General features: G+C 68.3%; 31 protein-coding genes and 1 riboswitch. Of the genes, 8 read left to right on the top strand and 23 right to left on the bottom strand.

The window, feature by feature from the left end; all coding sequences use genetic code 11:
- Nucleotides 1–46: 46 nt before the first annotated feature.
- The 8 genes from Q7P21_RS07815 to Q7P21_RS07850 all read right to left on the bottom strand — a co-directional run bounded on the left by Q7P21_RS07815 (nucleotide 47) and on the right by Q7P21_RS07850 (nucleotide 8474).
- Nucleotides 47–505, bottom strand: coding sequence for a hypothetical protein (locus Q7P21_RS07815; RefSeq protein ID WP_304163937.1), 459 nt, complete (start codon nucleotides 503–505; stop codon nucleotides 47–49).
- Nucleotides 506–643: 138 nt separating this feature from the next.
- Nucleotides 644–2224 (bottom strand): aminomethyl-transferring glycine dehydrogenase subunit GcvPB, encoded by a 1581-nt coding sequence (gene gcvPB / locus Q7P21_RS07820; protein ID WP_304163935.1) that lies wholly within the window; start codon nucleotides 2222–2224, stop codon nucleotides 644–646.
- Nucleotides 2224–3567 carry an aminomethyl-transferring glycine dehydrogenase subunit GcvPA gene (gene gcvPA / locus Q7P21_RS07825; RefSeq protein WP_304163933.1) on the bottom strand — a complete coding sequence of 448 codons (1344 nt, stop codon included), beginning with the start codon at nucleotides 3565–3567 and terminating at the stop codon, nucleotides 2224–2226. Before gcvPA ends, gcvPB begins: the two co-directional genes overlap by 1 nt.
- 7 nt (nucleotides 3568–3574) lie before the next feature.
- Nucleotides 3575–3940 (bottom strand): glycine cleavage system protein GcvH, encoded by a 366-nt coding sequence (gene gcvH / locus Q7P21_RS07830; protein WP_304163932.1) that lies wholly within the window; start codon nucleotides 3938–3940, stop codon nucleotides 3575–3577.
- 14 nt (nucleotides 3941–3954) lie between these two features.
- Entirely contained in the window at nucleotides 3955–5067 is a 1113-nt protein-coding gene (gene gcvT / locus Q7P21_RS07835) for a glycine cleavage system aminomethyltransferase GcvT (protein WP_304176520.1), read from the bottom strand.
- A gap of 166 nt (nucleotides 5068–5233) precedes the next feature.
- Nucleotides 5234–5327, bottom strand: a riboswitch (glycine riboswitch).
- 182 nt (nucleotides 5328–5509) lie between these two features.
- Nucleotides 5510–5920 carry a GFA family protein gene (locus Q7P21_RS07840; protein WP_304176522.1) on the bottom strand — a complete coding sequence of 137 codons (411 nt, stop codon included), beginning with the start codon at nucleotides 5918–5920 and terminating at the stop codon, nucleotides 5510–5512.
- A gap of 35 nt (nucleotides 5921–5955) precedes the next feature.
- Nucleotides 5956–7794 (bottom strand): arginine--tRNA ligase, encoded by a 1839-nt coding sequence (locus tag Q7P21_RS07845; RefSeq protein ID WP_304163926.1) that lies wholly within the window; start codon nucleotides 7792–7794, stop codon nucleotides 5956–5958.
- Nucleotides 7791–8474, bottom strand: coding sequence for a Tat pathway signal sequence domain protein (locus tag Q7P21_RS07850; protein ID WP_304163924.1), 684 nt, complete (start codon nucleotides 8472–8474; stop codon nucleotides 7791–7793). The genes Q7P21_RS07845 and Q7P21_RS07850 overlap by 4 nt, the downstream gene beginning before the upstream one ends.
- 124 nt (nucleotides 8475–8598) lie before the next feature.
- Between Q7P21_RS07850 and ispH the strand changes: the two genes are divergently transcribed.
- Nucleotides 8599–9558, top strand: a complete 960-nt coding sequence (gene ispH, locus Q7P21_RS07855) for a 4-hydroxy-3-methylbut-2-enyl diphosphate reductase (RefSeq protein ID WP_304176524.1) — start codon at nucleotides 8599–8601, stop codon at nucleotides 9556–9558.
- 289 nt (nucleotides 9559–9847) lie between these two features.
- On the opposite strand, the gene Q7P21_RS07860 is transcribed toward ispH, so the two are convergent.
- The 3 genes from Q7P21_RS07860 to Q7P21_RS07870 are packed head-to-tail and all read right to left on the bottom strand — an operon-like array spanning nucleotide 9848 to nucleotide 10691.
- Nucleotides 9848–10021 (bottom strand): hypothetical protein, encoded by a 174-nt coding sequence (locus tag Q7P21_RS07860; RefSeq protein ID WP_304176526.1) that lies wholly within the window; start codon nucleotides 10019–10021, stop codon nucleotides 9848–9850.
- 50 nt (nucleotides 10022–10071) lie between these two features.
- A complete protein-coding gene (locus Q7P21_RS07865) occupies nucleotides 10072–10464 on the bottom strand; it encodes a type II toxin-antitoxin system death-on-curing family toxin (protein ID WP_304176527.1) in 393 nt (130 codons plus the stop codon).
- A complete protein-coding gene (locus tag Q7P21_RS07870) occupies nucleotides 10464–10691 on the bottom strand; it encodes an AbrB/MazE/SpoVT family DNA-binding domain-containing protein (RefSeq protein ID WP_304176529.1) in 228 nt (75 codons plus the stop codon). The genes Q7P21_RS07865 and Q7P21_RS07870 overlap by 1 nt, the downstream gene beginning before the upstream one ends.
- A 102-nt stretch (nucleotides 10692–10793) precedes the next feature.
- On the opposite strand from Q7P21_RS07870, the gene thrB reads away from it, so the two are divergent.
- From thrB to Q7P21_RS07885, 3 genes are all read left to right on the top strand, one after another.
- Entirely contained in the window at nucleotides 10794–11759 is a 966-nt protein-coding gene (gene thrB / locus Q7P21_RS07875; RefSeq protein ID WP_304176531.1) for a homoserine kinase, read from the top strand.
- The gene (gene rnhA / locus Q7P21_RS07880; protein WP_304171210.1) at nucleotides 11756–12205 is read left to right on the top strand and encodes a ribonuclease HI; all 450 of its coding nucleotides are present in this window, start codon (nucleotides 11756–11758) and stop codon (nucleotides 12203–12205) included. Before thrB ends, rnhA begins: the two co-directional genes overlap by 4 nt.
- Before the next feature lie 68 nt (nucleotides 12206–12273).
- A complete protein-coding gene (locus Q7P21_RS07885; RefSeq protein WP_304171208.1) occupies nucleotides 12274–12822 on the top strand; it encodes a MarR family winged helix-turn-helix transcriptional regulator in 549 nt (182 codons plus the stop codon).
- On the opposite strand, the gene Q7P21_RS07890 is transcribed toward Q7P21_RS07885, so the two are convergent.
- The 3 genes from Q7P21_RS07890 to Q7P21_RS07900 are packed head-to-tail and all read right to left on the bottom strand — an operon-like array spanning nucleotide 12785 to nucleotide 14683.
- Nucleotides 12785–13246 (bottom strand): NfeD family protein, encoded by a 462-nt coding sequence (locus Q7P21_RS07890; RefSeq protein WP_304171206.1) that lies wholly within the window; start codon nucleotides 13244–13246, stop codon nucleotides 12785–12787. The genes Q7P21_RS07885 and Q7P21_RS07890 overlap by 38 nt on opposite strands.
- Nucleotides 13247–13250: 4 nt before the next feature.
- Nucleotides 13251–14195 carry an SPFH domain-containing protein gene (locus tag Q7P21_RS07895; RefSeq protein ID WP_304171204.1) on the bottom strand — a complete coding sequence of 315 codons (945 nt, stop codon included), beginning with the start codon at nucleotides 14193–14195 and terminating at the stop codon, nucleotides 13251–13253.
- A gap of 29 nt (nucleotides 14196–14224) precedes the next feature.
- Nucleotides 14225–14683, bottom strand: a complete 459-nt coding sequence (locus Q7P21_RS07900; RefSeq protein WP_304176533.1) for a TIGR02301 family protein — start codon at nucleotides 14681–14683, stop codon at nucleotides 14225–14227.
- Nucleotides 14684–14793: 110 nt separating this feature from the next.
- On the opposite strand from Q7P21_RS07900, the gene Q7P21_RS07905 reads away from it, so the two are divergent.
- Entirely contained in the window at nucleotides 14794–15345 is a 552-nt protein-coding gene (locus Q7P21_RS07905) for a hypothetical protein (protein ID WP_304171200.1), read from the top strand.
- On the opposite strand, the gene Q7P21_RS07910 is transcribed toward Q7P21_RS07905, so the two are convergent.
- Nucleotides 15342–16259, bottom strand: coding sequence for a LysR family transcriptional regulator (locus Q7P21_RS07910; protein ID WP_304171198.1), 918 nt, complete (start codon nucleotides 16257–16259; stop codon nucleotides 15342–15344). The two genes, Q7P21_RS07905 and Q7P21_RS07910, sit on opposite strands and share 4 nt — an antisense overlap.
- Nucleotides 16260–16377: 118 nt before the next feature.
- Between Q7P21_RS07910 and Q7P21_RS07915 the strand changes: the two genes are divergently transcribed.
- Nucleotides 16378–17076, top strand: a complete 699-nt coding sequence (locus Q7P21_RS07915) for a pirin family protein (protein ID WP_304171214.1) — start codon at nucleotides 16378–16380, stop codon at nucleotides 17074–17076.
- 89 nt (nucleotides 17077–17165) lie between these two features.
- Nucleotides 17166–17765 carry an NAD(P)H:quinone oxidoreductase gene (gene wrbA / locus Q7P21_RS07920; protein WP_304176535.1) on the top strand — a complete coding sequence of 200 codons (600 nt, stop codon included), beginning with the start codon at nucleotides 17166–17168 and terminating at the stop codon, nucleotides 17763–17765.
- A gap of 124 nt (nucleotides 17766–17889) precedes the next feature.
- Here wrbA and Q7P21_RS07925 read toward each other — a convergent pair whose 3' ends face one another.
- Nucleotides 17890–18867: a nitronate monooxygenase family protein gene (locus tag Q7P21_RS07925; RefSeq protein WP_304176537.1), complete on the bottom strand. Its 978-nt coding sequence runs from the start codon at nucleotides 18865–18867 to the stop codon at nucleotides 17890–17892.
- A 92-nt stretch (nucleotides 18868–18959) separates the two neighbouring features.
- On the bottom strand, nucleotides 18960–19745 hold the full coding sequence (locus Q7P21_RS07930; protein ID WP_304176539.1) for an SDR family NAD(P)-dependent oxidoreductase: 786 nt from the start codon (nucleotides 19743–19745) through the stop codon (nucleotides 18960–18962).
- Nucleotides 19746–19918: 173 nt separating this feature from the next.
- On the opposite strand from Q7P21_RS07930, the gene Q7P21_RS07935 reads away from it, so the two are divergent.
- Nucleotides 19919–20710 (top strand): glutathione S-transferase family protein, encoded by a 792-nt coding sequence (locus Q7P21_RS07935; protein ID WP_304176541.1) that lies wholly within the window; start codon nucleotides 19919–19921, stop codon nucleotides 20708–20710.
- Between the two features lie 4 nt (nucleotides 20711–20714).
- Here the strand turns inward: Q7P21_RS07935 and Q7P21_RS07940 are convergent, their stop codons facing one another.
- The 6 genes from Q7P21_RS07940 to Q7P21_RS07965 form a co-directional block, all read right to left on the bottom strand.
- A complete protein-coding gene (locus tag Q7P21_RS07940) occupies nucleotides 20715–21578 on the bottom strand; it encodes an SDR family oxidoreductase (RefSeq protein ID WP_304176543.1) in 864 nt (287 codons plus the stop codon).
- 58 nt (nucleotides 21579–21636) lie between these two features.
- Nucleotides 21637–22035 (bottom strand): response regulator, encoded by a 399-nt coding sequence (locus Q7P21_RS07945; RefSeq protein WP_304171495.1) that lies wholly within the window; start codon nucleotides 22033–22035, stop codon nucleotides 21637–21639.
- Nucleotides 22032–24002: a sensor histidine kinase gene (locus Q7P21_RS07950; protein ID WP_304171493.1), complete on the bottom strand. Its 1971-nt coding sequence runs from the start codon at nucleotides 24000–24002 to the stop codon at nucleotides 22032–22034. Before Q7P21_RS07950 ends, Q7P21_RS07945 begins: the two co-directional genes overlap by 4 nt.
- 124 nt (nucleotides 24003–24126) lie before the next feature.
- A complete protein-coding gene (locus Q7P21_RS07955) occupies nucleotides 24127–24924 on the bottom strand; it encodes a GIN domain-containing protein (RefSeq protein WP_304176545.1) in 798 nt (265 codons plus the stop codon).
- Complete coding sequence (locus Q7P21_RS07960; protein WP_304171489.1) at nucleotides 24921–25496, bottom strand: DUF1700 domain-containing protein; 576 nt, start codon at nucleotides 25494–25496, stop codon at nucleotides 24921–24923. Before Q7P21_RS07960 ends, Q7P21_RS07955 begins: the two co-directional genes overlap by 4 nt.
- A complete protein-coding gene (locus Q7P21_RS07965) occupies nucleotides 25493–25819 on the bottom strand; it encodes a PadR family transcriptional regulator (RefSeq protein WP_304171487.1) in 327 nt (108 codons plus the stop codon). The genes Q7P21_RS07960 and Q7P21_RS07965 overlap by 4 nt, the downstream gene beginning before the upstream one ends.
- Between the last annotated feature and the right edge of the window lie 48 nt (nucleotides 25820–25867).

Below are 25867 nucleotides of genomic sequence, written 5' to 3' on the forward strand. Positions count from 1 at the left end.
TGGGACTTAAAGGCGACGCGCCCGTTAAAATTGAGCCTTAACGGCCCTATTCGGCGGGAAAGGGCGACGCCGGAGCGTTGTGGCCCGTACCTGTGGCGCCTGGGCCACGGCTGCGGCGCGACAACCAGCGGCGCGAGCGCACGGCGAACCGGTAGCGCTTGGGCACGACAAGCCGCTCCATCCGCAGCACCTGTTGCCAGGCGACGGGGGCCACTTCCGGCTCACGCCGCAGCAGCCGCCGCAGCGGGAAGATCATCTTCGGGTGCGCCTTCTGGATCCGCACGAAGCGGCGGCGGGCCTTGAAGGAATTGCGCAGGACGATCATCAGCCCGACGATCAGGATCGGCAGGCCGAGGTGACCCGGCAAAGGCGCGGTGACCAGACCCACGAGCATGATGAACAGGCCCAGGACCGTCAGCACAAACCGGCTCACGCGAGCGACGAGCTCACGGGCGGGGGCGTCAGAGGCGCGCAGAATGGGCACGCTGGGCACAGCGAAGGTCACGATCAATCCTGAGGGATGCGGCCCGCGCCCGCACTGGGGAGGTCGGGCGGTGGCCGCTTGGTACCGATATGAGAACGCATGGTGCCCACGTAAAGCCGATTAGCCCGTTAAATTTTCTCCAGGTGGGCTTCGGGTGCGCTATTCAGCCGCGAGCGGCGCCGGCGCCACAGTTGTGAGCTCTGGGCGCCACGTCAGCTTCGGTTTGCGGGCCGCCAGGGTCTCGTCCAGGCGTCGCAGGGGGGCCAGATAGGGCGCGCCCTTGAACCGATCAACGTCGCCGGCCTTGGCCGCATGGGCCAGGGCGATGAGCGCGTCGCAGAATCGGTCGAGCTCTTGTTTCGACTCGGTCTCGGTCGGCTCGATCAACATCGCCCCGTGCACGACCAGCGGGAAGTACATGGTCATGGGGTGGAAACCCTCGTCGATCATCGCCTTGGCGAAGTCGAGGGTGGTGACGTCCGTGCCTTCGAGCCAGTGGTCGTCAAACAGGGCCTCGTGCATGCAGGGCCCATCCGGGAACGCCGCGCTCATCACCCCTGACAGCCGCGCCTTGATGTAGTTGGCGTTCAGCACCGCGTCCTCGGCGACCTGGCGCAGGCCGTCCGATCCGTGGCTCAGCATATAGGCGTAGGCGCGCACGAACATGCCCATCTGGCCCTGGAAGGCGACCATGCGGCCAAAGCCCTGGGCGGCCTCGTCCACGGTCTCCTCAACCAGCTTGAAGCCGTCAGCGCCGCTGACCACCCAGGGGGCGGGCGCGAAGGGCGCCAGCGCCTCTGACAACACCACCGGACCCGCGCCGGGCCCGCCGCCGCCGTGCGGCGTGGAGAAAGTCTTGTGCAGGTTGATATGCATGGCGTCGACGCCCAGGTCGCCCGGCCGCACCCGGCCGACGATGGCGTTGAAGTTGGCGCCGTCGCAGTAGAAATAGGCCCCGACCGCATGGGTCAGGCGGCCGATCTCGATCACGTCGCGCTCGAACAGGCCGCAGGTGTTGGGGTTGGTGACCATGATCGCCGCCACGTCGGTGGTCAGCTTGGCCTCCAGGTCGGCCAGGTCGACCCGGCCGTCCTCGGTCTGGGCGATCTCGGCCACGTCATAGCCGACAAAGGCGGCGGTGGCCGGGTTGGTGCCATGGGCGGAGGTCGGCACCAGCACCAGGCGGCGATGGCCCTGGCCCTTGGCCTCGTGGGCCGCCTTGATGGCCAGGAGGCCGCAGAGCTCGCCATGGGCGCCGGCCTTGGGCGACAGGGCCACCGCCGGCATGGCGGTCAGGGTCTTCAGCCAGTGGGCCAGCTCGTCCATCAACTGCAGGGCGCCCTGGACCGTGGAGATCGGGGCCATCGGGTGCAGGTCGGCGAAGCCCGGCAGGCGGGCCGCCTTCTCGTTGAGGCGTGGATTGTGCTTCATGGTGCACGACCCCAGCGGATAGAGCGCCAGGTCGATGGCGTGGTTCTTCTGGGACAGGCGCACATAGTGGCGCATGGCCTCGGGCTCGGAGAGGCCCGGCAAGCCGATCGCCGCCTCACGGATCAGGCCCGCCAGGTCGGAGGCGTCCTGCTCGGCCGGCTCCAGGTCGACGCCGGTCTTGTCCCAGCCGCCCAGTTCGAAGATCAGCGCCTCGTCCTGCAACAGGCCTCTGGCCCCGGTCAGGGACGCATGGGCGACCGGCACGGCGGTCTGGGGTTGGGTCGGACGGCCCACGTTCAGCATGGTCATCAGACGGTCCTCCCCTTCAGGGCCTGGGCGAAGGCGGCGATATCCGCCGCCGTCGTGGTCTCGGTGGCGGCCACCAGCAGGACGTCGTCCAGGCCGGCCTGCGGATCGAGCCTGGAGAACGGCACGCCGGCCACGATGTCGTCGGCCAGCAGGGCCTCGACCGTCTGGGCCGCGCCGCCGGGAACCCGGATGGCGAACTCATTGAAGAACCGGGGCGTCAGGATCTCGATCCCCGGCACGGCGGCGAGCGCGTCGCGCAACTGCCGCGCCTTGGCGTGGTTGATCGCCGCCAGGTCGCGCAAGCCGCGCTCGCCCAACAGGGTCATGTGGATGGTGAAGGCCAGAGCGCAGAGGCCGGAGTTGGTGCAGATGTTCGAGGTCGCCTTCTCGCGGCGGATATGCTGCTCGCGGGTCGACAAGGTCAGCACGAAGCCGCGCCGGCCCTCGGCGTCGACGGTCTCGCCGCACAGCCGGCCCGGCATCTGGCGGACGAACTTTTCGCGGCAGGCGAACAGGCCGACATAGGGCCCGCCATAGTTGAGACCGACGCCGATCGACTGGCCCTCGGCCACGGCGATGTCGGCCCCCATCTCGCCCGGCGACTTCAAGAGGCCGAAGGACACGGCCTCGGTGGTCACCACGATCATCAGGGCGCCGGCCGCATGGGCGGCCTCGGCGATCTTGGTGACATCGGTGACCACCCCGAACACATTGGGGGTCTGCACCACCACGCAGGCGGTCTCTGGCGTGATCGCCGCGATCACTGCGGCCTCCGCGTCGATCGCCACGGGCAGGCGGGTGATGTCCATACCTTCGGCATGGGCGATGGTCTGGGTCACGGCGGCGTAGTGGGGGTGCAGACCGCCCGACAGCACCGCCGTCTTCCGGCGGGTGACCCGCTGGGCCATCATCACCGCCTCGGCGCAGCCGGTGGAGCCGTCATACATCGAAGCGTTGGCCACCTCGAGCCCGGTCAGGGCCGCCACCTGGGTCTGGAACTCGAACAGCACCTGCAGGGTGCCCTGGGCGATTTCCGGCTGATAGGGGGTGTAGCTGGTCAGGAATTCCGAGCGCTGGATGATGTGATCCACCGTCGCCGGCACGTGGTGCTTATAGGCCCCTGCCCCACAGAAGAACGGCCCCGCCCCGGCCGGCCGGTTCTTGGCCGCCAACGCCTGGAGATGGCGCTCGACCTCCATCTCGCCGGCATGGCGCGGCAGGTCGAACAGCTCGGCCTTGCGGGCGGCGGCGGGCACATCGGCGAACAGGTCGTCGATCGTGTCGACGCCGATGACGCCCAGCATCTGGGCGCGGTCGGCGGGGGTCAGGGGCAGGTAGCGCATGGTGATCCTAGAGCGTGCCGAGATAGGCTTCGTAGGCGTCGCGATCCATCAGGGCCTCGAACTCGGCCTTGTCGGCGATCTTCAGCTTGGCGAACCAACCGCCCTTCTCGGGCTGGTCATTGACGGTCTCGGGCGCGTCGCCGAGCGCCGGATTGCCCTCGACCACCTCGCCAGAGATCGGGGCGTAGACGTCCGAGGCCGCCTTGACGCTCTCGACCACCGCCAGGCCGTCGCCGGCCTTCACGGTCTTGCCGGCGTCGGGCACCTCCACGAACACCACGTCGCCCAGCTGGTCGGCGGCGTAGGCGGTGATGCCGATGGTGGCGACATCGCCCTCCAGCTCGACCCACTCATGATCCTTGGTGAAACGCATAGGGGGTCCTTTTCTCAGAGCTTGCGGACATAGCGATGGGGAACGAAAGGCATGGCCACGACCTCGGCGGCCTGTGGCTTGCCCCGCACAATGACCTTCAGCTTCGTGCCCGCCACCGCGAGCGCGGGGGGTACGAAGCCCATGGCGATGGGCGCCGAAAGACTGGGCGAGAAGCCGCCGGAGGTGACGACGCCGACCACGGCGCCGGCCTCATCGGCGATCTCGGCGCCCTCTCGGGCCGGAGCGCCTTCCAGGATGCGCAGGGCCACGCGCTTACGCGACGGGCCCTCCTCCAGTTCCTGGGCGATGCGGGCGGCGCCCGGGAAGTCGCGCGCGGCGCGGCGCTTCACCGAGACGGCGAAGGCCAGGTCCGCCTCGATCGGGCTGACCGTCTCATCGACGTCATGGCCGTAGAGCGGCAGGCCGGCTTCGAGGCGCAGGGAATCGCGGGCGCCCAGGCCGATCGGCCTCAGGCGCGGATCCTCGAGCAACAGCTCCCAGATCCGCAGGGCCTCGGAGGCCGGGACCGAGATCTCATAGCCGTCCTCGCCGGTATAGCCGGAGCGCGAGATCAGGATATTGGTCCCGAAGCCCGGCATGGCGCGTGAGTCCATGAACACCATTCTGGCCGCGGCCGGCAGATGGCGGGCGATCACGGCCGCCGCCTCGGGGCCCTGGACCGCCAGCAAGGCGCGGTCTTCCAGGCGCTCGATGGTCACCTGGCCGGCCAGCTCGTTGTCGATGACCTTGAAGTCGTTGTCCTTGCAGGCGCCATTGACCACTACAAACAGGCCGTCGTCGTCGGGACGGGCCGCCATCAGGTCGTCGATCACCCCGCCGCGCTTGTTCAACAGCACCGAATAGCGCTGCTTGCCCGGCTTCAGCCCGATGAAGTCGCCGGGCGTGATCTCCTCGAAGGCCGACAGCGGCGAGACGCCGCGCAGCCGCGCCTGGCCCATGTGGGAGACATCGAACAGACCCGCATGTTCACGGGTCCACAGGTGCTCCTTGAGCACGCCGTCCCTGTACTGCACGGGCATGGAATAGCCGGCGAAAGGGACCATGCGCGCGCCGGCGTCGATATGCGCCTGGTGCAGCGGCGTGGTCTTGAGGGTTTCGTCGGACAAGGCTGGACTCCGGCTGATGGCACAGGCGCAAACGGAGGCGATCTCCGGCTGCACCCTGCCCCCGCTGTCCTGGGACCTGAGAGATTTCGGGACGATCCCCGGGGGGACGGGCCCTTGCTCCTTCGGCGAGCGCACCCGCAAGGGCGCGCTACTTTCCAGCGTTCATCAGCCCGTCGCGGTCCTTTTGCCTGAGCGTTTCCGGGGCGGTTGCGCCTTCGGCTCCGGGACTCGAAAGCCCCGATCTCTCCCGCGAGAGTCGAGGCGGAACCTGTTCGAAGGGGCGTCCCAAGTCAATGCGCCAAGTCGCCCGACCAGGGTCGATCCCCATCGATTTCCGCCACCGCCACCCGGTTCCGCACAATTTCCTTCGCAGGTGCAGCATTCAGGGCGCCGGGCGCGAAATCCGGCGCTCCGGCGGAATGATGCGAGAGTTACGCCCGACCTAACCGGGGTCCCTATCGAAAACCTGCGCGTCGGGCGACAGCTGGACCCACGGGTGGCGGCGGCTGTCATAGACCGAGACCTGGGGCGGCGGGAGGTCTGCCTGGTCGTCGAATGCGCCCAGGGCGACGCTCACCGAGCGGGCCTCAAAGCCCTCTTCCGTGTGGAACAGATTGGTCCCGCAGACCGGGCAGAAGCGGAAGCGGAACCGCGCGCCCTGGTCGCCCTGGCGGACATATTCCGTGGCCTCACCCGTCACCTGATAGGGCGGGGTGAAACTGGCCAGGGCCGCGAAGGCGCTGCCGGTCCGGCGCTGGCAGGCCAGGCAGTGGCAGACGCCGACACCGCGCGGTTCGCCGCGAACCTCGATCCGCAACTGGCCGCAGGAGCAGGCGGCGGACCGGGTTTCCATGCGGTGTCTCCGAGGCCCCGGTCGGGAGGCGAAACCTACATCCGCTCCGGCGCGGCTATGCCCAGCAGGTCCAGGGCCTGTTCCAGTTGGCGCAGCGTGGTCTGGGCGAGACTCAGGCGCGACGCGCGAACCTCGGCCTGGGCCGGCAGGATCGGACAGGCGGCGTAGAACTTCGAGAACGCCTGGGCCAGCTTGAAGGCGTGCTCGGCGATGAAGTTCGGGGCCTTCTTGTCATAGGCGTCGACCAGGGCCTGGTCGAAAGCGTCCATCAGCAGCACCAGGTCACGCTCGGCCGGTTGGCCGACGGTGATCGGACCGGCCGTGATGTTCTCGTCCGCCGCCCGGCGCAGCAGGGATTTCACCCGCACCGCCTGGTACAGCAGATAGGGGCCGGTCTTGCCCTCGAAGCTGGAGAACCGATCCAGGTCGAAGACGTAGGAGGTGCCGCGGAAGTTCTGCAGATCGGCGAACTTCAGGGCCGCGACGGCCACCTTGTGGGCGGTGTCCTCGAAGCTGTCGGGATCGAGCTCGGCGCCCAGATCGGCCTCGCGCAGGCGCTCGCGCGCCTTGGTGCGGGTCATCTCGATCAGGTCATTGAGCTTCAGCACCCCGCCCTCGCGGGTCTTGAAGGGCTTGCCGTCGGTGCCGTTCATGGTGCCGAAGCCGATATGCTCCAGGCTGCCTTCGCGGGCGTAGCCGGCCAGGTAGGCGGCGCGGAACACGATCTCGAAGTGATCGGCCTGCCGCTGGTCCACGACATAGAGCACGTGGCTGGGATCGAAGCTGCGCTTGCGGTCCAGCACGGTGGCGAGATCGGTGGTGCCATACATGGCCGAGCCCTCGGAGCTCACCACCAGCAGGGGATCAGGGCTCGGAACCACCACGACGGAGCCGTCGGGCAGCTTCTTCTTCTTGGTCTCGCCCGGCTTGGCGACCCGCACGATCCGCGCGCCCTGGTCGTCTTCCAAGAGGCCCTTGGCCTCAAGCTCGGCCACCATCGGGGCGATCAGGTCATCGACGTCGCTCTCGCCCTTCCACAGGTCGAAATCGATGCCGAGCGCATGGAAGTCGCGCTCCAAGGCCACCCGCGTCACCCGCGAGAAGTGCCGCCAGAGCAGGTGATAGCCGGCGGTCTTGTTCTGCAGCTCCATGGTGAGCTTGCGGGCCCGGTCGCGGTATTCGACGTCTTCCTTCCCCCGGGCCGCAGCCTGGGGATAGAGGCGGTCGAGATCGGCCAGGCTGATGCGTTCGTCCAGCGCCGCGAAGGCCTGCTTCTCCTCGGCCGGGGTCACCGGCGAGGTGCGGGCGTTGAGCCTGTCCATCAGGGCGCGGACGAAGGGATCCTCGTCCATCACGGCGCCGATCAGGAGGCCCATCTGATAGCCCCAGTCGCCGAAGTGGGCGTCGCCGACCACCACGTCGCCCCGGAACCGATAGATGCGCTTCACCGCCTCGCCGATGATCGAGGAGCGCAGATGGCCCACATGCATCGGCTTGGCGACATTGGGTCCGCCATAGTCGACCAGGATGCGGCGCGGACCTTCCACGAAGCTGGCGCCCAGGCGCGGATCGGCGGCGATCTCGCGCGCACGCTCCGACAGGGCCTGGTCCGAGACCCGGATATTGATGAAGCCCAGGCCCGCGATCTCGACCATGGCCAGGCGCGGATCACCGGCCAGGGCGGCGGTCACGCCGGCGGCGATCTCGCGCGGATCGCGCCGCGCGGTCTTGGCGGCGGCGAGCGCGCCATTGCACTGGAAATCGGCCAGGTCGGGCCGGTCAGACGGCGTCACCCGGCCCAGCTCGGCCGGCAGTCCCGCCGCGGCGAAGGCGGCGGCGACCGCTTCGCTCAGGCCCCGTTTCAGATCGCTCATGGGCGGTTGTCGCTGCTCCCAGCAGCGGCGCCCGCGTTCAGACGGAAGCGCTTGCCGTCACGGTTGAAGGCCGCCATTTCCGGCGTCACGTCGAAGCCGACCAGGATCTCGAAGTTCGAGCCCGAGGTCGTGGTGCTGGCGCGCGGAATGACCAGCTGGTCGATATTGTCGGTGGCGTAGAGCCGGTCCTGGCCCGGCTGGAAGTTCACCGGCAGGTCGAAATACTGCTTGGCGATCACCGCGTCGTTGCGCTTGGTCACCGCCACCCAGTAGCGATAGGTCTTCTGCGAGCCCTCGGCGGCCGGGCCTTTGCCCATTTCGAACAGAATCTCCATCTGCACGGTGATCGGCTGGTCGTCCTTGTAGGCGCAGCCGGCCGAGATGCCCTGGATCTCGCCCGAATAGGCGACATTGGCCGAGGCTTCCTTGCCGCCCTTGAACTCGACATAGCGGCCGGCGTCGTAGAGCACCTTCACGAACGGGCACGGGCCCGCGTTGCGCAGGGCCGGAAGCGGCGCCTGGGTGTCACCCCATTCGGCGTCCTTCTTTTTCTTCTTCGCCTGGTCTTCCTGCTGGTCGTCGCCCCCACTGCCGGGGCGTTGCCGCTGAGCGAAAGCGGTCGCTGGCAGGGTGGCGGCCGCCAGGAGCAGGACCGCGGAAACGAGAAGGGAACGGCGCATCAGGTCGTCCAGAAATGGAGGGGCGAGGGCCGTCTTAGGCCCTGCGATGGGTTTCTACTAATGGCTATCGATTGAGGCCGCAACGCGGCTGGCGGATGACGCCCCGACACCCTAGTTTGCGCCCATGTCCGAGCCGTCTCAAGTCAAGCCTGCCCTGAAGGTGCTGCTGGCCACCCCGCGTGGGTTCTGCGCCGGGGTGGACCGCGCCATCCAGATCGTCGAGCGCGCCATCCAGAAGTACGGCGCGCCGGTCTATGTGCGCCACGAGATCGTCCATAACCGCCATGTGGTGGACCGGCTGAAGGCCCTGGGCGCCATCTTCGTCGAGGAGCTGGACGAATGCCCGGTCGACCGGCCGGTGGTGTTCTCGGCCCATGGCGTGCCCAAGGCGGTGCCGGCCGAGGCCAAGTCGCGCAAGATGCTCTATCTCGACGCCACCTGCCCGCTGGTCTCCAAGGTCCATGTCGAGGCCCAGCGCCACTATGACGCCGGCCGCGAGATCGTGCTGATCGGCCATGCCGGCCATCCCGAGGTGGTCGGCACCATGGGCCAGCTGCCCGACGGCGCCGTGGCCCTGATCGAGACCGTCGAGGACGCCCGGGTCTTCACGCCCAGGGACGCCGCCAATATCGCCTTCGTCACCCAGACCACGCTCTCGGTGGACGACACGGCGGGCATCGTCGCGGCGCTGCGCGAACGCTTCCCCACCATCGCCGCCCCGCACAAGGACGACATCTGCTACGCCACCACCAACCGCCAGGAGGCGGTCAAGACCATCGCCGCCAAGAGCGACGTGGTGCTGGTGATCGGCTCGGCCAATTCCTCCAACTCCGTCCGCCTGGTCGAGGTCGCCAAGCGCGAGGGTGTCAGCCAGGCCCACCTGATCGATGACGCCACCAAGCTGGACTTCAGTTGGATCGACGGCGCGGCCACCGTCGGCGTCACCGCCGGCGCCTCGGCCCCGGAAGTCCTGGTTCGGGGCGTCATCGACCGCCTGGCCGAACGCTTCGCCGTCGAGGTGGTGGAGGTGGATGCGGCCCGCGAGACGGTGAGCTTCAAGCTGCCGCGGGTTTTGGCGGGGTAAATGCGAACTCAGTCCTAGCGGTGACGGCCGGCCACCACGTTGGTGAGGGTCGACTATTTTCGGAGGCGCCGACCAATGGCCGCGCGAACACCCCTCACGGCCACAAGCACACCGCAGGCGCCGGCTACGGCGAAGATCGACAGCACTGAATAGGTCCCGACGGGGATTCCCGTTGCGCTGACCCCCATGAACGGTTGTCCCGCTTTCGCCGCGAAAACGGCGCTCATCAGCGCGCCGGCGAACAGAAGGGCTACGAGCACGAAACCTACGGACTTGATGACAGGGTGTCTCAAGTTCTCAAAACTTCCAGTGTCTTCTTGTACCTGCTGATGAAGGCGCGGCCGCGCTCGCGACGAGCTGTAAGGGACATGTCCCGGTCGATCAGGTTCACTTGGCCGCCGTCACGCCTGGGGATGCTATAGATCTCGCTTTGAGTGCGTTTCTGTTCCGGAACCTTGGCCATGTTCGCCTCCATTGCTGCGAAATTAGCTCACGCACGCGGGTGTTCACAACCTAGCCGATCGAGCGCGCCCTGATCCACTCCGCCAGCTCGTCAATGTCCCGCTGCCCCGCCGCCACAGCCAGTACCGTCAGCGCCGCGTCGGCCTGCTCGGCGACCAGCCGGCGGCCGTTCTTCAGCAGGAACAGACCGCAGGCGAGATAGGCCGCGCGCTTGTTGCCGTCTGCGAAGGGATGGTTGCTGGCGACCGCCACCAGATAGGTCGCCGCCAGGACGCAGACATTGTCGACGCCCTCATAATGGAAGCGATTGGCCGGGCGAGCGAGCGCCGACTCCAGCAGCCCCTCGTCGCGCAAACCCGGCGCGCCGCCATGCAGGGCGATGCTGCGATCGTGAAGGACCAGCAGGGCGTCCTTGCTGATCCACCGGGGTTCAATGAGCGGCACTATTTGGCCAGGGCGCGGAAGGTGTCGCGATACTGATCCATGAAGGCTTCGCCCAGCGCGATCTCCTCGGCGACCTCGGCGCTGTAGCTGGACAGCCGCATGTCGCCGCCTGCGCTTTCGGTCAGATAGAGCGTGTCGCCCTTTTCGACGCCCAGCTTGGCCAGGGCTTCCTTGGGCAGGACCACGCCGACGGAGTTGCCGATCTGGGTCAGCTTCAACGCGATCATGTCTCGAAACTCCAACAGTGCGGCCACACAGGACGTTCTAACATACGTAATACGGAAAGTCATCTTGACCCTGCGCCCGACCTCCCCCATGCCCGCCGGACCATGGCCGTCTATACCGACATCACCGACGAGGAGCTCACCCTCCTGCTTGCCGACTTCGACCTCGGGGCGCCGACGGCGTTCAAGGGCATCGCCGAGGGGGTTGAGAACTCCAACTTCCTGCTCGAGACCGAGGCCGGGCGCTACATCCTGACGGTCTATGAGAAGCGGGTGCGCGAGGACGAGCTGCCGTTCTTCCTGGACCTGATGCGCTGGCTGGCCGACCACGACTATCCGAGCGCCGCCCCGGTGCCCAATCGTGCGGGCCAGATGCTGCAGCGGGTGCGCGGCAAGCCCGCCGTGATCGTCGAGTTCCTGACCGGCCTGTCCGTCCGCCGGCCCACGGCCGCCCATTGCCGCGAGGCCGGCGAGGGCCTGGCCCGCCTGCACCTGGCCGCCCAGGGCTTTCCGGGCCAGCGCACCAACGACCTGGGCCAGGCGGCCTGGGCGCCGCTGTTCGCGCGGCTGGGCGATGAGGCCGAGGCGCTGAAGCCCGGCCTGGCGGCCGTCATCCAGGGCGACCTCGATCATCTGGCGGCTCATTGGCCCAAAGGTCTGCCGGAAGGGATCATTCACGCCGACTTCTTCCCGGACAATGTCTTCTTCCAGGGCCCGAAGTTCGCCGCCGCCTTCGACTTCTATTTCGCCTGCGTGGATGCGCTCGCCTACGACATCGCCGTGGCGCTGAACGCCTGGTGCTTCGAGCCGGACGGCAGCTTCAACATCACCAGCGCGCGCGCCCTGCTCACCGGCTATGAGCGCCATCGCCCCCTGTCCGACGCCGAGCGCGCCGCCTTGCCGATCCTGGCCCATGGCGCGGCCATGCGCTTCTTCCTCACCCGGCTGAACGACTGGGGCGCGACCCCGGCCGGCGCCCTGGTGCGGCCCAAGGACCCGCTGGAATATGAGCGCAAGCTCGCCGTCCATCGCGAGGCGCCGGACCTGGTGCTGTTCGGGGCCGGCGCGTGACGCCCGACGTGGTGGTCTATACCGACGGCGCCTGTTCGGGGAATCCCGGGCCCGGCGGCTGGGGCGCGATCCTGATGTGGGGCGGCCACGAGAAGGAGCTGTGCGGCGGCGAGGCCGACACCACAAACAACCGCATGGAGCTGATGGCCGCCATCCAGGCGCTGGAGGCGCTGAAGCGGCCCTGCAAGATCGAGCTCCACACCGACAGCCAGTACGTCAAGAACGGCATCACCGAGTGGATCCGCGGCTGGAAGGCCCGGGGCTGGAAGACGGCCGACAAGAAGCCGGTCAAGAACGACGACCTGTGGAAACGGCTGGATGAGGCGCGCCTGCGCCACGACGTCGCCTGGCGCTGGGTCAAGGGCCACAGCGGCCATGTGATGAACGACCGGGCCGATGCGCTCGCCCGCAAGGGCCTGATCGAGGCCAAGCCCGCAAGGGCCTGAGCGGCCAGACCTTGACCTTGGGCCTGAGGCTCCCCATCTCGTTCACGACTGAACGAATGGAGGCGCACATGTCGCCCGTCCCCGCCCAGAACCCCGGCGCCCAGACCCTGGCTCCCCAGAATCTGGCCCCGCAGAATCTGCCCTATGTCGAGGTCTTCAATGAGATCGGCGCGATCAGCTATTTCGTGCGCCAGACCGTGGTCAAACGCCTGCCGCCGGGCATGACCTACGCCCACTTCGAGCTGCTCAACTTCATGATGCGCTATGGCGACGGCCAGACCCCGGCCGAGCTGGCCCGCGCCCTGTTGCTGACCAAGGGGGCCCTGACCGCCATCCTGCAAAAGCTCGAGGCCAAGGGCTATGTGGCGGTGCTGGCCGACGTGTCGGACCGGCGCAAGAAGCGGGTGCGCCTGACCCGCGACGGGCTGGAGGCCCAGTCCTGCGTCCTGCGCGGCATGAAGGACAAGACCGAGGCCCTGCGTGACGGCTTCACCGACAACGAATTCCGGCAGGCCCTGCCGTTCCTCAAGGCCCTGCGGACCTTCCTGGTCGAGGCCCACGAAGACGCCGCCGACGCCGCTAATGAGACGGCCGAACCCTTAGCCGCGCGCCGCTGACCCCGGTCACCTCGACCGAGGCGCCGACCGCCAGGTCGGAGGCCTCGTCGAGTTCGGCCGCCCATTCCTTGCCGTCGATGAACACCCGGCCGACCCCGCCGGCGAAGGCGTGGGTGGTCTTGCCGTGATGGCCGATCAGCCGGCCGATATTGTCGTTGATGTCCGCCGTCTCCCCCGGATCGCGCGGCGGCCACAGGCTGCGCGCCACGAAGGTGGTGGCGATGGTCAGGCCGGCGAAGACCAGGGCCTGCAGAGGCCACCCCACCGAGAGGGCCAGGCTCAGCACCGCCGTCACCGCCGCGCTGGCCGCCGGCCAGAGCAGCCAGCCCGTGCCGCCGAACACCTCGACCGCCAGCAAGGCCGCGCCGATCGCCGCCCACACCCAGAAGGGATTGGCCAGGGCCAGGCCCATCAGCCCGCCCACCGGATCAGCTCCCGCCCTTGGGCTTGGGACGCGCCTCGACCTGGCTGGCCTGGGCCGTGCGGACCAGTTCGCCCACGCCGGCGATGGAGCCGACCAGCGAGGCCATGTCGGCGGGCACAATGACCGTGCGCTGCTGCGGGCTATCGGCCAGCTTGGCGAAGGCCTCGACATATTTCTGGGCGACGAAATAGTTCACGGCGTTGACGTCACCCTTGGCGATGGCGTCGGAGACCAGTTCGGTGGCCTTGGCCTCGGCGGCGGCAGAGCGTTCGCGGGCCTCGGCGTCGCGGAACGCGGCCTCCTTGCGACCCTCGGCCTGCAGGATGGCCGATTGTTTGGAGCCCTCGGCCCGGGTGATGGCGGCCTGCTTCTCGCCGTCGGCCTCGGTGATCACCGCGCGGCGTTCGCGCTCGGCCTTCATCTGGCGGGCCATGGCGTTGGTGATGTCCGGCGGCGGCTGCAGGTCCTTGATCTCGATCCGCGCCACCTTGACCCCCCAGGGGCTGGTCGCCTGGTCGATGACGTCCAGCAGCCGGGTGTTGATCTGGTCGCGCTGGCTCAAGACCTCGTCCAGCTCCATGTTGCCGACCACGGTGCGCAGATTGGTCATGGTCAGCTGGGTGATGGCGAAGTCGAGATTGGTCACCCGATAGGCCGCCTGGGAGGCGTCCATCACCTGGATGAAGACGATGGCGTCGACCTGGACGGTGACATTGTCCTTGGTGATCACCTCCTGGCGCGGCACGTCCAGCACCTGCTCCATCATGTTGATGCGCCGGCCAACGCTCTCGACGAAGGGGGTCAGGAAGGCGATGCCGGGTTTCAAGGTGCGGGTGTAGCGGCCGAACCGCTCCACCGTGAACTCGCGCCCCTGGGGCACGATCTTGATGGCCCCCAGCACGATGGACAGGGCCAGGATCAGGAAGACCACGGACACGATGAGCGACATGACAACCACTCCGAGAAGGAGCGGCCAGCTTAGCGCGGGGCGGGCCTGGTCGCTACGTCGCCATGACCGGCGTCGGCATTCATTTCCTTGAGGGTCGGCGGGGCGTCGCCCTGCACCGGGTTCATCACCTGGGACAGCTGGGCCGCCAGGCTCTGGCCCCTGGCGGCCGTGGCGATCTCCGCCCGGTGGGTGGCGCCGGTGCAGGTCGGGAACTCGCCCTGCCGTGAGGCGAAGCCGGTGTTGAAGCTTTCCTTCAGCCGCCGATCGAGGGCGGCGTCCGGCTGTTCGGTGTCGACCATCCGGATCATCCGGGTCCGCCAATACTGATCGTCCTCGCCCAGGCAGGCCTGGCGCAGGGCGTGGGCCTCGCCCAGCACATAGGCGAGGTCCACCAGGGACTGGCGCACGGCCGGGGTGCGATCCTGGGCCAGGGCGGGCATGGCCAGGGCCGTGGCGGCGAGCGCGAGGGCGGTCAGCTTGGAACGCATGGACAGACATTAGGGGGCTAACCCAGGCTTTGTCACGGCGCCGCGCGCCAGAGGCGAACCCCCCGGACGCACCCTTGTCGTCGCGTCTCCCGGTCTGGTAGCCAGGAGCCATGCGCAAGCTCGCCCCGTCCCTGGCCTTGATCCTGGCCCTCACCGCCCTCGCCCCCTCCGCCGAGGCGGCGCGTCACCGGTCTCGCGCCAGGCCCGACGCGGCGCCGGCCACCCCCAAGGTCGCCGTGACCGACGCCCGTGACCCAGCCGCCATGATCGCCGTCCTGGCCGCCATGGGCGCCAAGTCGACCCTCGCCAAGAGCCCGGCCGGCAAGGTGCTGGTCACGGTGGAGACCCCGGGCGGCGGCTTTGGCCTGCAGTTCGTCGACTGCGATCCGGCCGGCAAGGCCTGCCACGGCCTGGCCTTCTCCACCGCCTTCGACCGCAAGAGCCCGACCTTCGCCCAGCTCAACAGCTTCAACCGCGACCAGGTCGTCTGCCGGGGTGTCCTGGGCGCGGACGGCCGGCCGAACATCGCCTATTCGACCCTGCTGTCCTCGCGGATGAACGCCGACGACCTGAAGGATCATATCGGGGTCTGGCAGGGCTGCCTGGCCACCTTCGTCGAGTTCACCGACGATCCCGCCGCCTTCGTCGCCAAGGCCAACTAGCCCTCCCGGGCCCAGGGCGCGGTCGACAGCCGCTCGGCCAGGAAGTCGTGCAGCACCCGCACCCGGGCCGGGCGCAACCGCCCCGGCGGGCTGACCAGGTGCAGGGCGCCGACATGGGTCCGCCAGTCGCACAGCACCGCCTCCAGGGTCCCGTCGGCCAGCTCCGGCCAGACGATGAATTCCGGCTGCAGGGCCAGGCCGACCCCGGCCGTCAGCACCGGCATCAGGGCGTCGGCGTTATTGACCTTCATCGGCCCGGAGACCGTCACCGCCTGGTCGCCGAGTTCGGCGTGGCTGAACCGCCAGACCTCCGGCGTCAGGGCGTAGGCATAGGTCAGCGCCTTGTGCCAGACGAGGTCGCGCGGCTGCTGCGGCCGGCCATGGGCCTCGAAATAGGCCGGCGAGCCGACCAGCACGATCCGCACGGCGCAGAGCCGGCGGGCCAGCAGGGAGGAGTCCGGCAGGGTCCCGATCCTCAGCCCCAGGTCATAGCCGCCGGCCACCAGATCCACCCGCTCATCCGACAGGGACAGGTCCACCGACACCTCGGGATAGAGGGCCAGGAACTCCGGCAGCAGCGGCGCGACGTGGCGCAGGCCAAAGGACATGGGCGCGGCCAGGCGGACCGGGCCTCTCGGCGTGGTGGACTGGGCGGCGGCCTCGGCCTCCACCGCCTCGCCCTCGGCCAGGATGCGCTGGGCCCGCTCCAGGGCCACGCGGCCACTCTCGGTCAGGGACAGCTTGCGCGAGGTGCGGTGGAACAGGTTGGAGCCCAGCCGCAGCTCCAGCCGGCTGACCGCCTTGGACACGGTGGCCTTGGACAGCTCTAGCTCGGTGGCGGCGCGGGAAAAGGCGCCGGTCTCGGCCACCTTGGCGAACACCGCCCAGGCCTCGAAGTCGGGAAGGCGTGCCATGTCAATTTCTGAAACGATCCATTTCTATCGTTTCTATTTCGAATATCTGGGAGAGGTCTATCTATTCCTCAACAGCGGCGGCCCCGACGGGTCGCCCCACCTTCTGGAGGACCAAGACATGATCGAAGTTCGATCCTTCGAAAGCCTCGGCGGCGCCAACCACGGCTGGCTCGACGCCAAGCATCACTTCTCGTTCGCCGACTATCACGATCCTAAGCGCATGGGCTGGGGCCCGCTGCGGGTGTGGAACGATGACACCATCGCGCCCAATTCCGGCTTCCCGCCGCATCCCCATGCGAACATGGAAATCATCACCTATGTCCGCAAAGGCGCGATCACCCACCAGGACAGCCTGGGCAACAAGGGCCGCACCGAGGCCGGCGACGTCCAGGTGATGAGCGCGGGCTCCGGCATCCGCCACGCCGAGTACAATCTGGAAGACGGGGAAACCACTCTGTTCCAGATCTGGATCATGCCCAACAAGGCCGGCGGCCAACCCTCCTGGGGCGCCCGTCCCTTCCCCAAGGGCGATCGCGCCGGCAAGTTCGTCACCCTGGCCAGCGGGGTGGAGGGCGAAACCGACGCCCTGCCGATCCGCACCAATGGCCGGGTCGTGGCCGCCACGCTCAAGGCCGGCGAAAGCGCCGAATATGAGCTGGGCGCCGACCGCTACGGCTATCTGGTGCCGGCGACCGGTTCGGTCGAGATCAATGGCGTGACCCTGAAGGCCCGTGACGGCGCCGCGATCCGCGATGTTGGAACCCTCAAGGTCACCGCCCTGGAAGACGCCGAACTCGTCCTGGTCGACGCCGCCTAACCACCCCCGACATCCCCAACCCCCTGGAACGGGACCGCGCTCCCCCGCGGTCCCGGACCGATCCCGCACGTCAAAACTGGAGCAGCCCCATGGCCAAGATCCTCGTTCTCTATCACTCGACCTATGGTCACATCGAAACCCTGGCCGAGGCCGTCGCTGAAGGCGCCCGCGCCACCGGCGCCACCGTCGACATCAAGCGCGTCCCCGAGACCGTGCCGGAAGAGCTGGCCAAGAAGTCGTTCTACAAGCTGGACCAGGCCGCCCCGGTCGCCACCCCGGCCGATCTCGCCAACTATGACGCCATCATCGTCGGCGTCGGCACCCGCTTCGGCCGCATGGCCTCGCAGATGGCGGCGTTCTGGGACCAGGCCGGCGGCCTGTGGGCCACGGGCGCCCTGAACGGCAAGGTCGGCGCAGTGTTCACCGCCAGCGCCACCCAGCACGGCGGCCAGGAAACCACGGTCATGTCGACCATCGTCCAGCTGATGCACTTCGGCCTGGTGATCGTCGGCCTGCCTTACGCCTTCCAGGGCCAGATGCGCCTGGACGAGATCACCGGCGGCAGCCCCTATGGCGCCTCGACCATCACCGGCGGCGACGGCTCGCGGCAGCCCAGCGAGAACGAGCTGGAAGGCGCCCGCTTCCAGGGCCGCCATGTGGCCGAGATCGCCGCCAAGCTGGCCGGCTGATCTGACGCAACGCCCTGCCCCTACCCTCCCCCCAGCGGGGCAGGACCAGCGGACGGAGAGGCGCACACACCCCTCTCCGCCTGCATGACGAAGGCGCCTCCCGCCCCCGGGAGGCGCCTTTTTCTTACGCCCCGACCGTCGACCGCAGCTTGGCGACCTTGTCGATGGCGGCCTCGGCCTCGGCCATGATCCGCGCGACGATCTCGCCGGCCGGCAGCACGTCGTGGACGCCGCCCGCCGACTGCCCCATGGCGAAGCAGGACTTGTCGGCGTCGAGGCCCTCGATCTGGCCGCCGATGCCGCCCATCACCCCGGAGCGGCTGGAATGGATGGCCTGCATCGGGAAGGCCTGGATGTCCTGCGGACGGGTTTCCCAGTCGGCCACATAGGGGTTCTTGCGCACCCGCATCGGCTTGCCGGAATAACAACGGGTGCGGACCGTGTCCTCGTCGGTCGAGTCGACGATGGTCTGGCGATACATCTCGCCGGCGTGGGCTTCGGCGGAAGCGATGAAGCGGGTGCCCATCCAGACCCCGGTCGCGCCCAGCGCCAGGGCCGCAGCCAGGCCCCGGCCGTCATAGATGCCGCCGGCCGCCACCACCGGGATCTTCACCGCGTCCACCGCCTGGGCGACCAGGGGCAGGGTGCCGACCAGGCCGGTGTGGCCGCCGCCCTCGCCGCCCTGGCAGATCACCGCGTCGCAGCCGGCCTGCTCGGCCTTGACCGCGTGCTTCACGGCCCCGCAGACCACCATGACCTTGAGGCCGGCCTTCTTCAGTTTCTCCATGATCGGCATCGGCACGCCCAGGCCCGCCACGAAGCTCGAGGCGCCCTCGTCGATGATGATCTCCACGGCGGCCGTCAGGCTCTCCGGGCTGGCCGCCAACAGGTCGACGCCGAACGGGCCGTCGGTCAGCTTGCGCACCTGGCGCATCTGCTCGCGGATGAAGTCCGGCGTGCAGCCGGCCATGCCCAGCACGCCATAGCCGCCGGCATTGGTCACCGCCGCGGCGAGTTCGGCATAGGAGACGCCGCCCATCCCGGCCAGCATGATCGGGCGCTTGACGCCCAGCAAATCGCAAAGGGGCGTGTGCAGGCTCATGGAAATCCTCCCAAATATTCTTGGCCGAAATTTATGGCCGGGAGGATGGCGCCACGGGGCCGCGATGGGAACCGTGACGCTGGGGAACCGCCCTAGAACACCCCGTAGCCGCCGTCGATCAGCACGCTGTCGCCGGTGTGGAAGCTGGAGGCGTCGGAGGCGAAATAGACCGCCATGCCGCCGAAGTCCTTGGGTTCGCCCCAGCGACGCATGGGCACGCGCTTGATGACATTGTCGTTGAACTTGTCGCTGCCCTGGGCGCCCGCCGTCATGTCGGTGGCGATCCAGCCGGGCAGGATGGCGTTGGCCCGGACGCCATAGCGGGCATGCTCGACGGCGATGGAGCGGATCATCGGGATCAGGGCGCCCTTGGTGGCGGCGTAGGCCTCGTTGCGCGGGGCGCCGTCGAGCGCCGAGAGCGAGGAGATCGCCACCAGCGAGCCGCCGGCCCGATCGCCCTGGCCAGCCCGGGCGACCATGTGCTTGCAGGCCTCGCGGAAGGTGAAGAACACCCCGTCGAGATTGACCGCCAGGACTTTGCGATAGGTCTCGGTGGAGAATTCCGAGAAGGACGGGGCGCCCATGCCGATACCGGCATTGGCGATCACCGTGTCGACCCGGCCCATCTTGGCCACTGCCTCGACCATGCCGGCCGCCACGGCGTGCTCGTCGGAGACATCGACCACCTGGGTCAGGACCCGCACGCCCAAGGGCGCGAGCCTGGCCTCGGCGTCGGCGTTCTTCTTGGGGTTGGAACCCCAGATCACCACGTCGGCGCCCGCCTGGGCCATGGCCTCGACCATGCCTAGGCCGATGCCGCCATTACCGCCGGTGACCAGGGCGACCTTCCCGGTCAGATCGAAGGGCTTGTAGGTCATGTGCGTTGCTTCCCCAGCAGAACTTTGTTGCGGAAGGAATGGCCCCATTCCGCGGGGGAGCGTCAACCCCGACCGATGCGCCGCCCGGCCTGCGGACGTTTGACTTACCCCAGGGAGGCGTCGCTCTGCTGGCGGTCACGGTCGCTCAAGACGGCCCAAGGAGGACACCCGCCATGCTCACCCTCTATGACCACCCGCTTTCGCCCTATGCCCAGAAGGTCAAGATCGCCCTGCGCGAAAAGGGCCAGGCCTTCGAGACCCGAATGCCTGGCGGCCTCGGCGCCGGCGGCGCCCAGGGCGACTTCGTCCGCGCCAGTCCCCGCGCCGAGGTGCCCGCCCTGGTCGATGGCGAGGTCGAGATCTTCGATTCCACCATCATCCTGGAATATATCGAGGACCGCTGGCCTGCCCCCGCCCTGCTGCCCGCGACGCCCGCGGCCCGCGCCCGGGTGCGGATGCTGGAGGAGGTGATGGACACCCACTACGAGGCCATGAACTGGGGCCTGTCGGAAATTCATTGGTTCGGCCGCGCCGAGGGTGAATTGCGCGAGACCCTGCTGACCCGCGCCGCCGAGCAGACCAAGGGATTCTTCGCCTGGCTGGAAGGCCAGCTCGGCGACCAGGCCTGGTTCAATGGCGACAGCTTCGGCTGGGGTGACCTTGTGGTCGTGCCCTATGTGAACGGCTCGGTCGGCCACCGCCTGCCGCCGGAGCCGGGCTCGAAGCTGGCCGAGTGGCTGGCCCGCGCCAACGCCCGGCCGTCGGTCGCGGCCACGACCGCCGAGGCGGCGCAAGCCGCCCGGGCCTCGGCCATGCCCAACGCCGCCGAACTGGTGAAACAGGGGCTGTTCAAGCGCGAATACCGCGACCACCGCCTGGAATGGATGGTCAAGAGCGGCGGGGCTCAGGTCGTCATCGACGGCCTGGCCCGCGACAATATCCGCTTCAGTCCGGACTTCCGCTAAGCCCCTATTGCAGACGGGCGGCGAAGGCCTCGATCACCGCGTCGCCCGTATAGTCCGCGACCTTGGGCTTCACGATCTGCTTGGCGAAGTCCGAGGTGATGTAGCGGAAGTGCGGCTGTTCGGCCTGGGCGGCCTCCAGGATGATGCCGGCGATGTCGTCGCCGGTCTGGCCGAACTGGGCGAACACGCCTTCCGACGCGCCCATATAGCTGGCGATCATCTTGTCATAGGGCGGGGCGAAGCCGGCCAGGCCGGCGGCGCTGACCGCGCGGACATTGGCCACGAACTCGGTGTTGATCGGGCCAGGCTCGATCAGGCTGACCGCCACCCCCATGCGCCGGGCCAGCGGCGCGAAGCCCTCCATCATGCCCTCGACCGCGAACTTGGCGGCGCAATAGGCCTCGTTGAACGGCTGGCCGATCAGGCCGCCGACGCTGGTGATCGAGATGATCCGGCCCGAGCCGCGCTCGCGCATGTGGGGGAAGACCGCCTTGGTGGTGTTCCAGACCCCAAAGAAATTGACCCCCATGGTCCGCTTCAGATCGGCGTCCGTGGTCTGTTCCAGGCTGCCCAGGAAGCCGGCCCCGGCATTGTTGACCAGCACGTCGATGCGGCCGTGGCGCTTCAGGGTCCGCTTCACGCAGCCCTCGATGGAGCTGCGGCTCTGCACATCCAGCCGGTCGATGCGGATCTTGACGCCCGCCGCCTTGGCCGCGTCCTTCAGGGCCTTCTTCTTGGAGGTGTCGCGCATGGTGGCGACCACCGCATAGCCCGCCTGGGCGAACCGGATCGCCGTGTGCAGACCCACCCCTGTCGAGGTCCCGGTGATCAGGACCGTCAGCTGGTCGCCCGTCTCCGATTTAGACATGTCGTATCCCCCCAATATCTGTGTTCTGCGGGGAGCATAGACGAAAGACAGGCCGGCTCTACCCCGCCAGCACGGTCTCGATGGCGGTCTGCAGCTGGCGGCCGTAGATCGGCTTGAACAGCACGGCGGCCGGGTGGTCTTCCTGGATGCGGGCCATGGTCGCCGGCTCCCGCGAGCCGGTGATGAAGATCACCTTCGAGCCGACCGTCCGGTGGATGGCGAGGGCGGCGTCGACCCCGTCCCCTGCCCCCTTGAGGCGCATGTCCATCAGGATCACCCTGGGCCTGTGCGTCTCTGCCATCGAGATGGCTGACAGGGCGGTGTCGGCGGTGCCGCAGACGACCATGCCCAGATCCTCGATCTGCATCTTCAGGCTGGCGGCGATCAGGAACTCGTCCTCGACCACCAACACGCAGTCTTCCAGGCCGCTCGTCAGGCGCTCATCCAGGTCCGTCATGTCCGCTCCGGCGTCGCGATAGAGATTTCCGTAACAAGTCCAGGCGCATTGCGCGTCGTCATCACACCATCCAACTGGCCCACCAGGCCCGCGATGATGATCGCGCCCAGGCCGGCTTTCACACTGCCGTCATCCACATAGCCGGGCCCGTCATCGGCGACGCTCAGCATGATCCGACCGTTCGGTTCCGGCTTGAACCCGACCTTGATCCGACCCACGCCGTCGCGCAACGCATGCTTCAGGGCGTTGGTGACCAGCTCCGTGACCAACAGGCCCAGGGGGATGGCGAAGTCGAGATCGACATGCAGGGGCGAGACGTCCAGGTCGAGCACCACCTGATGGTGGCCGCCGCCATCCAGGATGTTGCTGACCAGCTCGCTCAGGAACGGGGCGATGTCGAAGGTCTCCAGATTGGCCGAGGCCATCAGCTGGTGGTGCACAAGGCCCAGGGCGTAGACCCGGCTGCGCAGGCCTGAGAGCGCCTCGGCGGCCACCGGATCCTTGAGCTGGCGGGCCTGCATCATCACCAGACCGTCGACGATCTGCAGGTTGTTCTTCACCCGGTGGTAGACCTCGCGCAGCAACAGGTCGCGCTGGGCCAGGGTGGCCCGCAGCTCGACCTCGGCCAGGGCCCGGTCGGTGGTGTCCATCATGATGCCGATCGAGCGGGTCGGCGCGCCGGTGAGCGGATCACGCGCCACCACCGCCCGCCAGTGCGACAGCCAGATCCAGCTGCCATCATGGCGACGCACCCGATAGTCCATGTGCACCACCTCGGTGGCGCCCTCCCGCACCGCCTTGACCGCCACATCGCGGCCCGGACGGTCGTCGGGGTGAATGCCCGCCACCCAGGCGCCGAACCGGGGATCATCCAGGTCCAACCAGACCTCAGCGGGCAAGAGGTGGGCGGTCATGGCCGATCCGCGCTCGTCCAGCCGGCCCTGATTATTGGCGAAGTCGACCTCCCAGACGCCGATCTGCGCGCTCTCCACCGCCAGGCGCAGGCGGGTCTCGTATTCCCGCAGCGCGACCTCGGCCCGCCGGCGCTCGTCGATGTTCTCGATCACCGCATAGGTGCGCAGCGGTTGGCCGGCCGGGTCCCGGACCACGGTCGCCGAAATCCTTGCCCAGACCGGCGATCCATCGCGGTGGCGATAGGGCTTCTCGCGAATATAGGCCCTGTCTTCCCCTGACATCAGGCGGCCCCAGGCTTCCCGCGCGCCCGCATCGTCTTCCGGAAAGCTGAGGTCCCAGGCGTTCACGCCGGCCAATTCCTCGGGCTCGTAGCCCAGCATGTGGGCGAAGGCAGGGTTCACCCGCTGAACTGTGGCGCTGACCGGATCGGCCAGCACCTTGCCAACTGCGGCGGCTTCGAAACTGCTGCGGTACTCCGCCTCGCTGGCCTCCAGGGAGCGCAGGGCCTCGTCGCGCGCCGCGATCGCTGCGGTCAGGGCGGCGGTGCGCTCGGCGACGCGGTCCTCCAGATGGGCCTTGGCGATCCGGGTCTCGGCCTCGCTTTCGCGCAGCAGGCGGGCGGTCTCCTCCTGCTCGGCGACCTTTGCGGCGAGGCTGGCGTTCATCCGCGCCAGCTCGACGCCGGAGGGCAGGGCCGCGACCTTGGGGATCAGGGGCCACAGGACCACTGCGGTCGCCACCGACAGGCCCGCCGTGACCAGCTTGATCAGACCCTCGACCCCATAGGCCGGAACCCACAGGGTCAGGATCGACATGAAGTGGGTGGTGCCGCAGGCCAGGATGAAGGCCCCGAACAGATAGACGATCCAGATCTGCTGAATGTCCCGGCGCAGTCGCCCCAACCAGACCAGGGCCACGGGGATCGAGAAATAGGAAAGGCCGATCACGGCGTCGGCCCCGGCGTGCAGCCACAGCAAACCAGGGGCCCAGGTCAGGCAGAAGCCGTGGGGGGTCAGCCCCTGCGGGCTCAACAGCCAGTTCCAGACACCCACGCCGACCGTCCCCGCCTCGCCACCCCGCCGCCCGGGTCCGTCGTGCGAACCCGGTGCGGCCTCCCCTGTCGGTTGTAGAAGACGAGCATCGCGCGGCCAGGTCAATGGCCCAGGCGGCGTCGGCTCAGGTGGTTGGCGCGCCGTCGCCGTGGCCGATATGGCCGGAGCCGGTGATGTCGGTCTGCAGGTCGGCCGGATGGGTCAGGAGGTCGACCCGGCCGTCTCCCGAGATGTCGATATCCGCCTTGGCGCGGGGCGCGATGATCGCCTCGCCGGAGCCCGAAATGTCCACCTTGGCCGCCTCGCTGGCCACCTTGCCGAGGTCGGCGTGGCCGGAGCCGGCGATGTCGACACTGACCGACCTCGCCGCACCCGTGGCCCGGGCGTCGGCTGAGCCGGAGATGGTCAGGTCCAGGCTGTCCTGGTTGTAGCCGGCGATGGTCAGCTGCTGGTCCCCCGACAGGTCGAAGCGCGAAACGCCCGGGGCCTTCAGGGTGATGGTCAGGCGGCCGATGTCCATCATCGGCCGGTCGAAGCCGATATGGCCGTCGCGCACCAGCAGATGGTCCAGGGCGCCCTTCGGACCGGTGACGGTCAGCTTGGCGGTCGGGTCCTGGGTGAAGACGATATCGGCCGGCGCCGAGACGTCCAGCAGGGCTCCGCCCGGCCAGGCGAAGTCGCGGGTGGTCGCCGGGCCTTCGGCGATCTCGTCGTCGTCGCCGCTGTCGCTCTCGACGCGCCAGCCATGGCCGTGCCAGTCGCGGCGGTCATGCCAGCCATTGTGGCTGAACTCATGGCCGAAGCGTCGGATGGTCCAGTCATGGATGGCGAAGGGGCCGCCCATGATGGCGAAGCCGCTGGCGATGGAGACGATGCAGAGCACGAAGCCGACAATGGCGACGATGGTAAGTGTACGGATCACGACAGGCCCCCCTGAGGCTCGAGCGCCGGCTTCAGAAGCCGCATGTGCAGCCGGCCGTACCAGACCAGCCCGTTGACGAAGCCGATGGTCACCAGGGTGGTGACCGCGCCGATCGAACTGGCGCCGGCCATCAGGCCCAGGCCCGCCAGCATGACGCCGGCGATCTCATGGCCCTGGCCGATGAACGGTCCGGAGACGAACAGGAACCCGCCCACCCCGAAACAGGCCACCGCCGCCATGGCGAAGCCGAACAGGGTGCCAGCCACCGACAACAGGATCGGCAACAGGATCAGGACGTCCAGCGCCCCCAGCCCCAGGACCGCGAAGACGGCGTTGGCGGCGGCGGAGGGGTTTCGGTTCTCCTCCCAGCGCTTGAGGTCGGCCTCGGCCCGCAGCTCCCGGGCCAGCCGGCCCGGATCGCCCAGGGCGGACGCCACATCGGCCTCGCTGCGCCCGGCGGCCTCGCCCTCGGCGAAGTGCGCCTCATAGTCGGCGGCGATATCGTCGATCGCCTTCTGCGGCAGGCCGCGCAGGCCCTCGCGCAGACGCGACATGAACACCTGGCGGCTCATTGCGCGCCTCCCAGAATGTCGTTCACGGCCTGGGAGAAGGCGGTCCATTCCGCCTTCTGAGCCGCGAAGCTCGACTGACCGGTGGGGGTCAGCTTGTAGTATTTGCGCGGCGGACCCGACGAGCTTTCGACCAGATAGGTGTCGACCAGACCGTCGGACTGCATGCGGCGCATCAGGGGGTAGATCGTGCCCTCGCCCATTTCGATCCCTTTGGTGAGACGACTCGCGATTTCGTAGGCGTAGGCGTCGCCGCGCGCGAGCAGCGCGAGGACGCAGAGCTCAAGCACGCCCTTTTTCAGCTGTACCTGGACCGCTTCAGTCACGAGGCCTTGCTCCTTCTTCAACGAGGAGATGGGTATCGCAAGGTACTG

The sequence above is a fragment of the Phenylobacterium aquaticum genome (assembly GCF_947378715.1).
GTDB classification, from domain to species: domain Bacteria; phylum Pseudomonadota; class Alphaproteobacteria; order Caulobacterales; family Caulobacteraceae; genus Phenylobacterium; species Phenylobacterium aquaticum_A.

Bases quoted from the DNA above. Each gene is read 5' to 3' on its own strand.
- gcvPB (WP_304163935.1), bottom strand. From the start codon at position 2,224: ATGACCATGCTGAACGTGGGCCGTCCGACCCAACCCCAGACCGCCGTG.
- gcvPA (WP_304163933.1), bottom strand. From the start codon at position 3,567: ATGCGCTACCTGCCCCTGACCCCCGCCGACCGCGCCCAGATGCTGGGC.
- gcvH (WP_304163932.1), bottom strand. From the start codon at position 3,940: ATGCGTTTCACCAAGGATCATGAGTGGGTCGAGCTGGAGGGCGATGTC.
- Q7P21_RS07840 (WP_304176522.1), bottom strand. From the start codon at position 5,920: ATGGAAACCCGGTCCGCCGCCTGCTCCTGCGGCCAGTTGCGGATCGAG.
- Q7P21_RS07845 (WP_304163926.1), bottom strand. From the start codon at position 7,794: ATGAGCGATCTGAAACGGGGCCTGAGCGAAGCGGTCGCCGCCGCCTTC.
- Q7P21_RS07850 (WP_304163924.1), bottom strand. From the start codon at position 8,474: ATGCGCCGTTCCCTTCTCGTTTCCGCGGTCCTGCTCCTGGCGGCCGCC.
- ispH (WP_304176524.1), top strand. From the start codon at position 8,599: ATGTCCGAGCCGTCTCAAGTCAAGCCTGCCCTGAAGGTGCTGCTGGCC.
- Q7P21_RS07860 (WP_304176526.1), bottom strand. From the start codon at position 10,021: ATGGCCAAGGTTCCGGAACAGAAACGCACTCAAAGCGAGATCTATAGC.
- Q7P21_RS07870 (WP_304176529.1), bottom strand. From the start codon at position 10,691: ATGATCGCGTTGAAGCTGACCCAGATCGGCAACTCCGTCGGCGTGGTC.
- thrB (WP_304176531.1), top strand. From the start codon at position 10,794: ATGGCCGTCTATACCGACATCACCGACGAGGAGCTCACCCTCCTGCTT.
- Q7P21_RS07885 (WP_304171208.1), top strand. From the start codon at position 12,274: ATGTCGCCCGTCCCCGCCCAGAACCCCGGCGCCCAGACCCTGGCTCCC.
- Q7P21_RS07895 (WP_304171204.1), bottom strand. From the start codon at position 14,195: ATGTCGCTCATCGTGTCCGTGGTCTTCCTGATCCTGGCCCTGTCCATC.
- Q7P21_RS07900 (WP_304176533.1), bottom strand. From the start codon at position 14,683: ATGCGTTCCAAGCTGACCGCCCTCGCGCTCGCCGCCACGGCCCTGGCC.
- Q7P21_RS07905 (WP_304171200.1), top strand. From the start codon at position 14,794: ATGCGCAAGCTCGCCCCGTCCCTGGCCTTGATCCTGGCCCTCACCGCC.
- Q7P21_RS07910 (WP_304171198.1), bottom strand. From the start codon at position 16,259: ATGGCACGCCTTCCCGACTTCGAGGCCTGGGCGGTGTTCGCCAAGGTG.
- Q7P21_RS07915 (WP_304171214.1), top strand. From the start codon at position 16,378: ATGATCGAAGTTCGATCCTTCGAAAGCCTCGGCGGCGCCAACCACGGC.
- wrbA (WP_304176535.1), top strand. From the start codon at position 17,166: ATGGCCAAGATCCTCGTTCTCTATCACTCGACCTATGGTCACATCGAA.
- Q7P21_RS07925 (WP_304176537.1), bottom strand. From the start codon at position 18,867: ATGAGCCTGCACACGCCCCTTTGCGATTTGCTGGGCGTCAAGCGCCCG.
- Q7P21_RS07930 (WP_304176539.1), bottom strand. From the start codon at position 19,745: ATGACCTACAAGCCCTTCGATCTGACCGGGAAGGTCGCCCTGGTCACC.
- Q7P21_RS07935 (WP_304176541.1), top strand. From the start codon at position 19,919: ATGCTCACCCTCTATGACCACCCGCTTTCGCCCTATGCCCAGAAGGTC.
- Q7P21_RS07940 (WP_304176543.1), bottom strand. From the start codon at position 21,578: ATGTCTAAATCGGAGACGGGCGACCAGCTGACGGTCCTGATCACCGGG.
- Q7P21_RS07945 (WP_304171495.1), bottom strand. From the start codon at position 22,035: ATGACGGACCTGGATGAGCGCCTGACGAGCGGCCTGGAAGACTGCGTG.
- Q7P21_RS07960 (WP_304171489.1), bottom strand. From the start codon at position 25,496: ATGAGCCGCCAGGTGTTCATGTCGCGTCTGCGCGAGGGCCTGCGCGGC.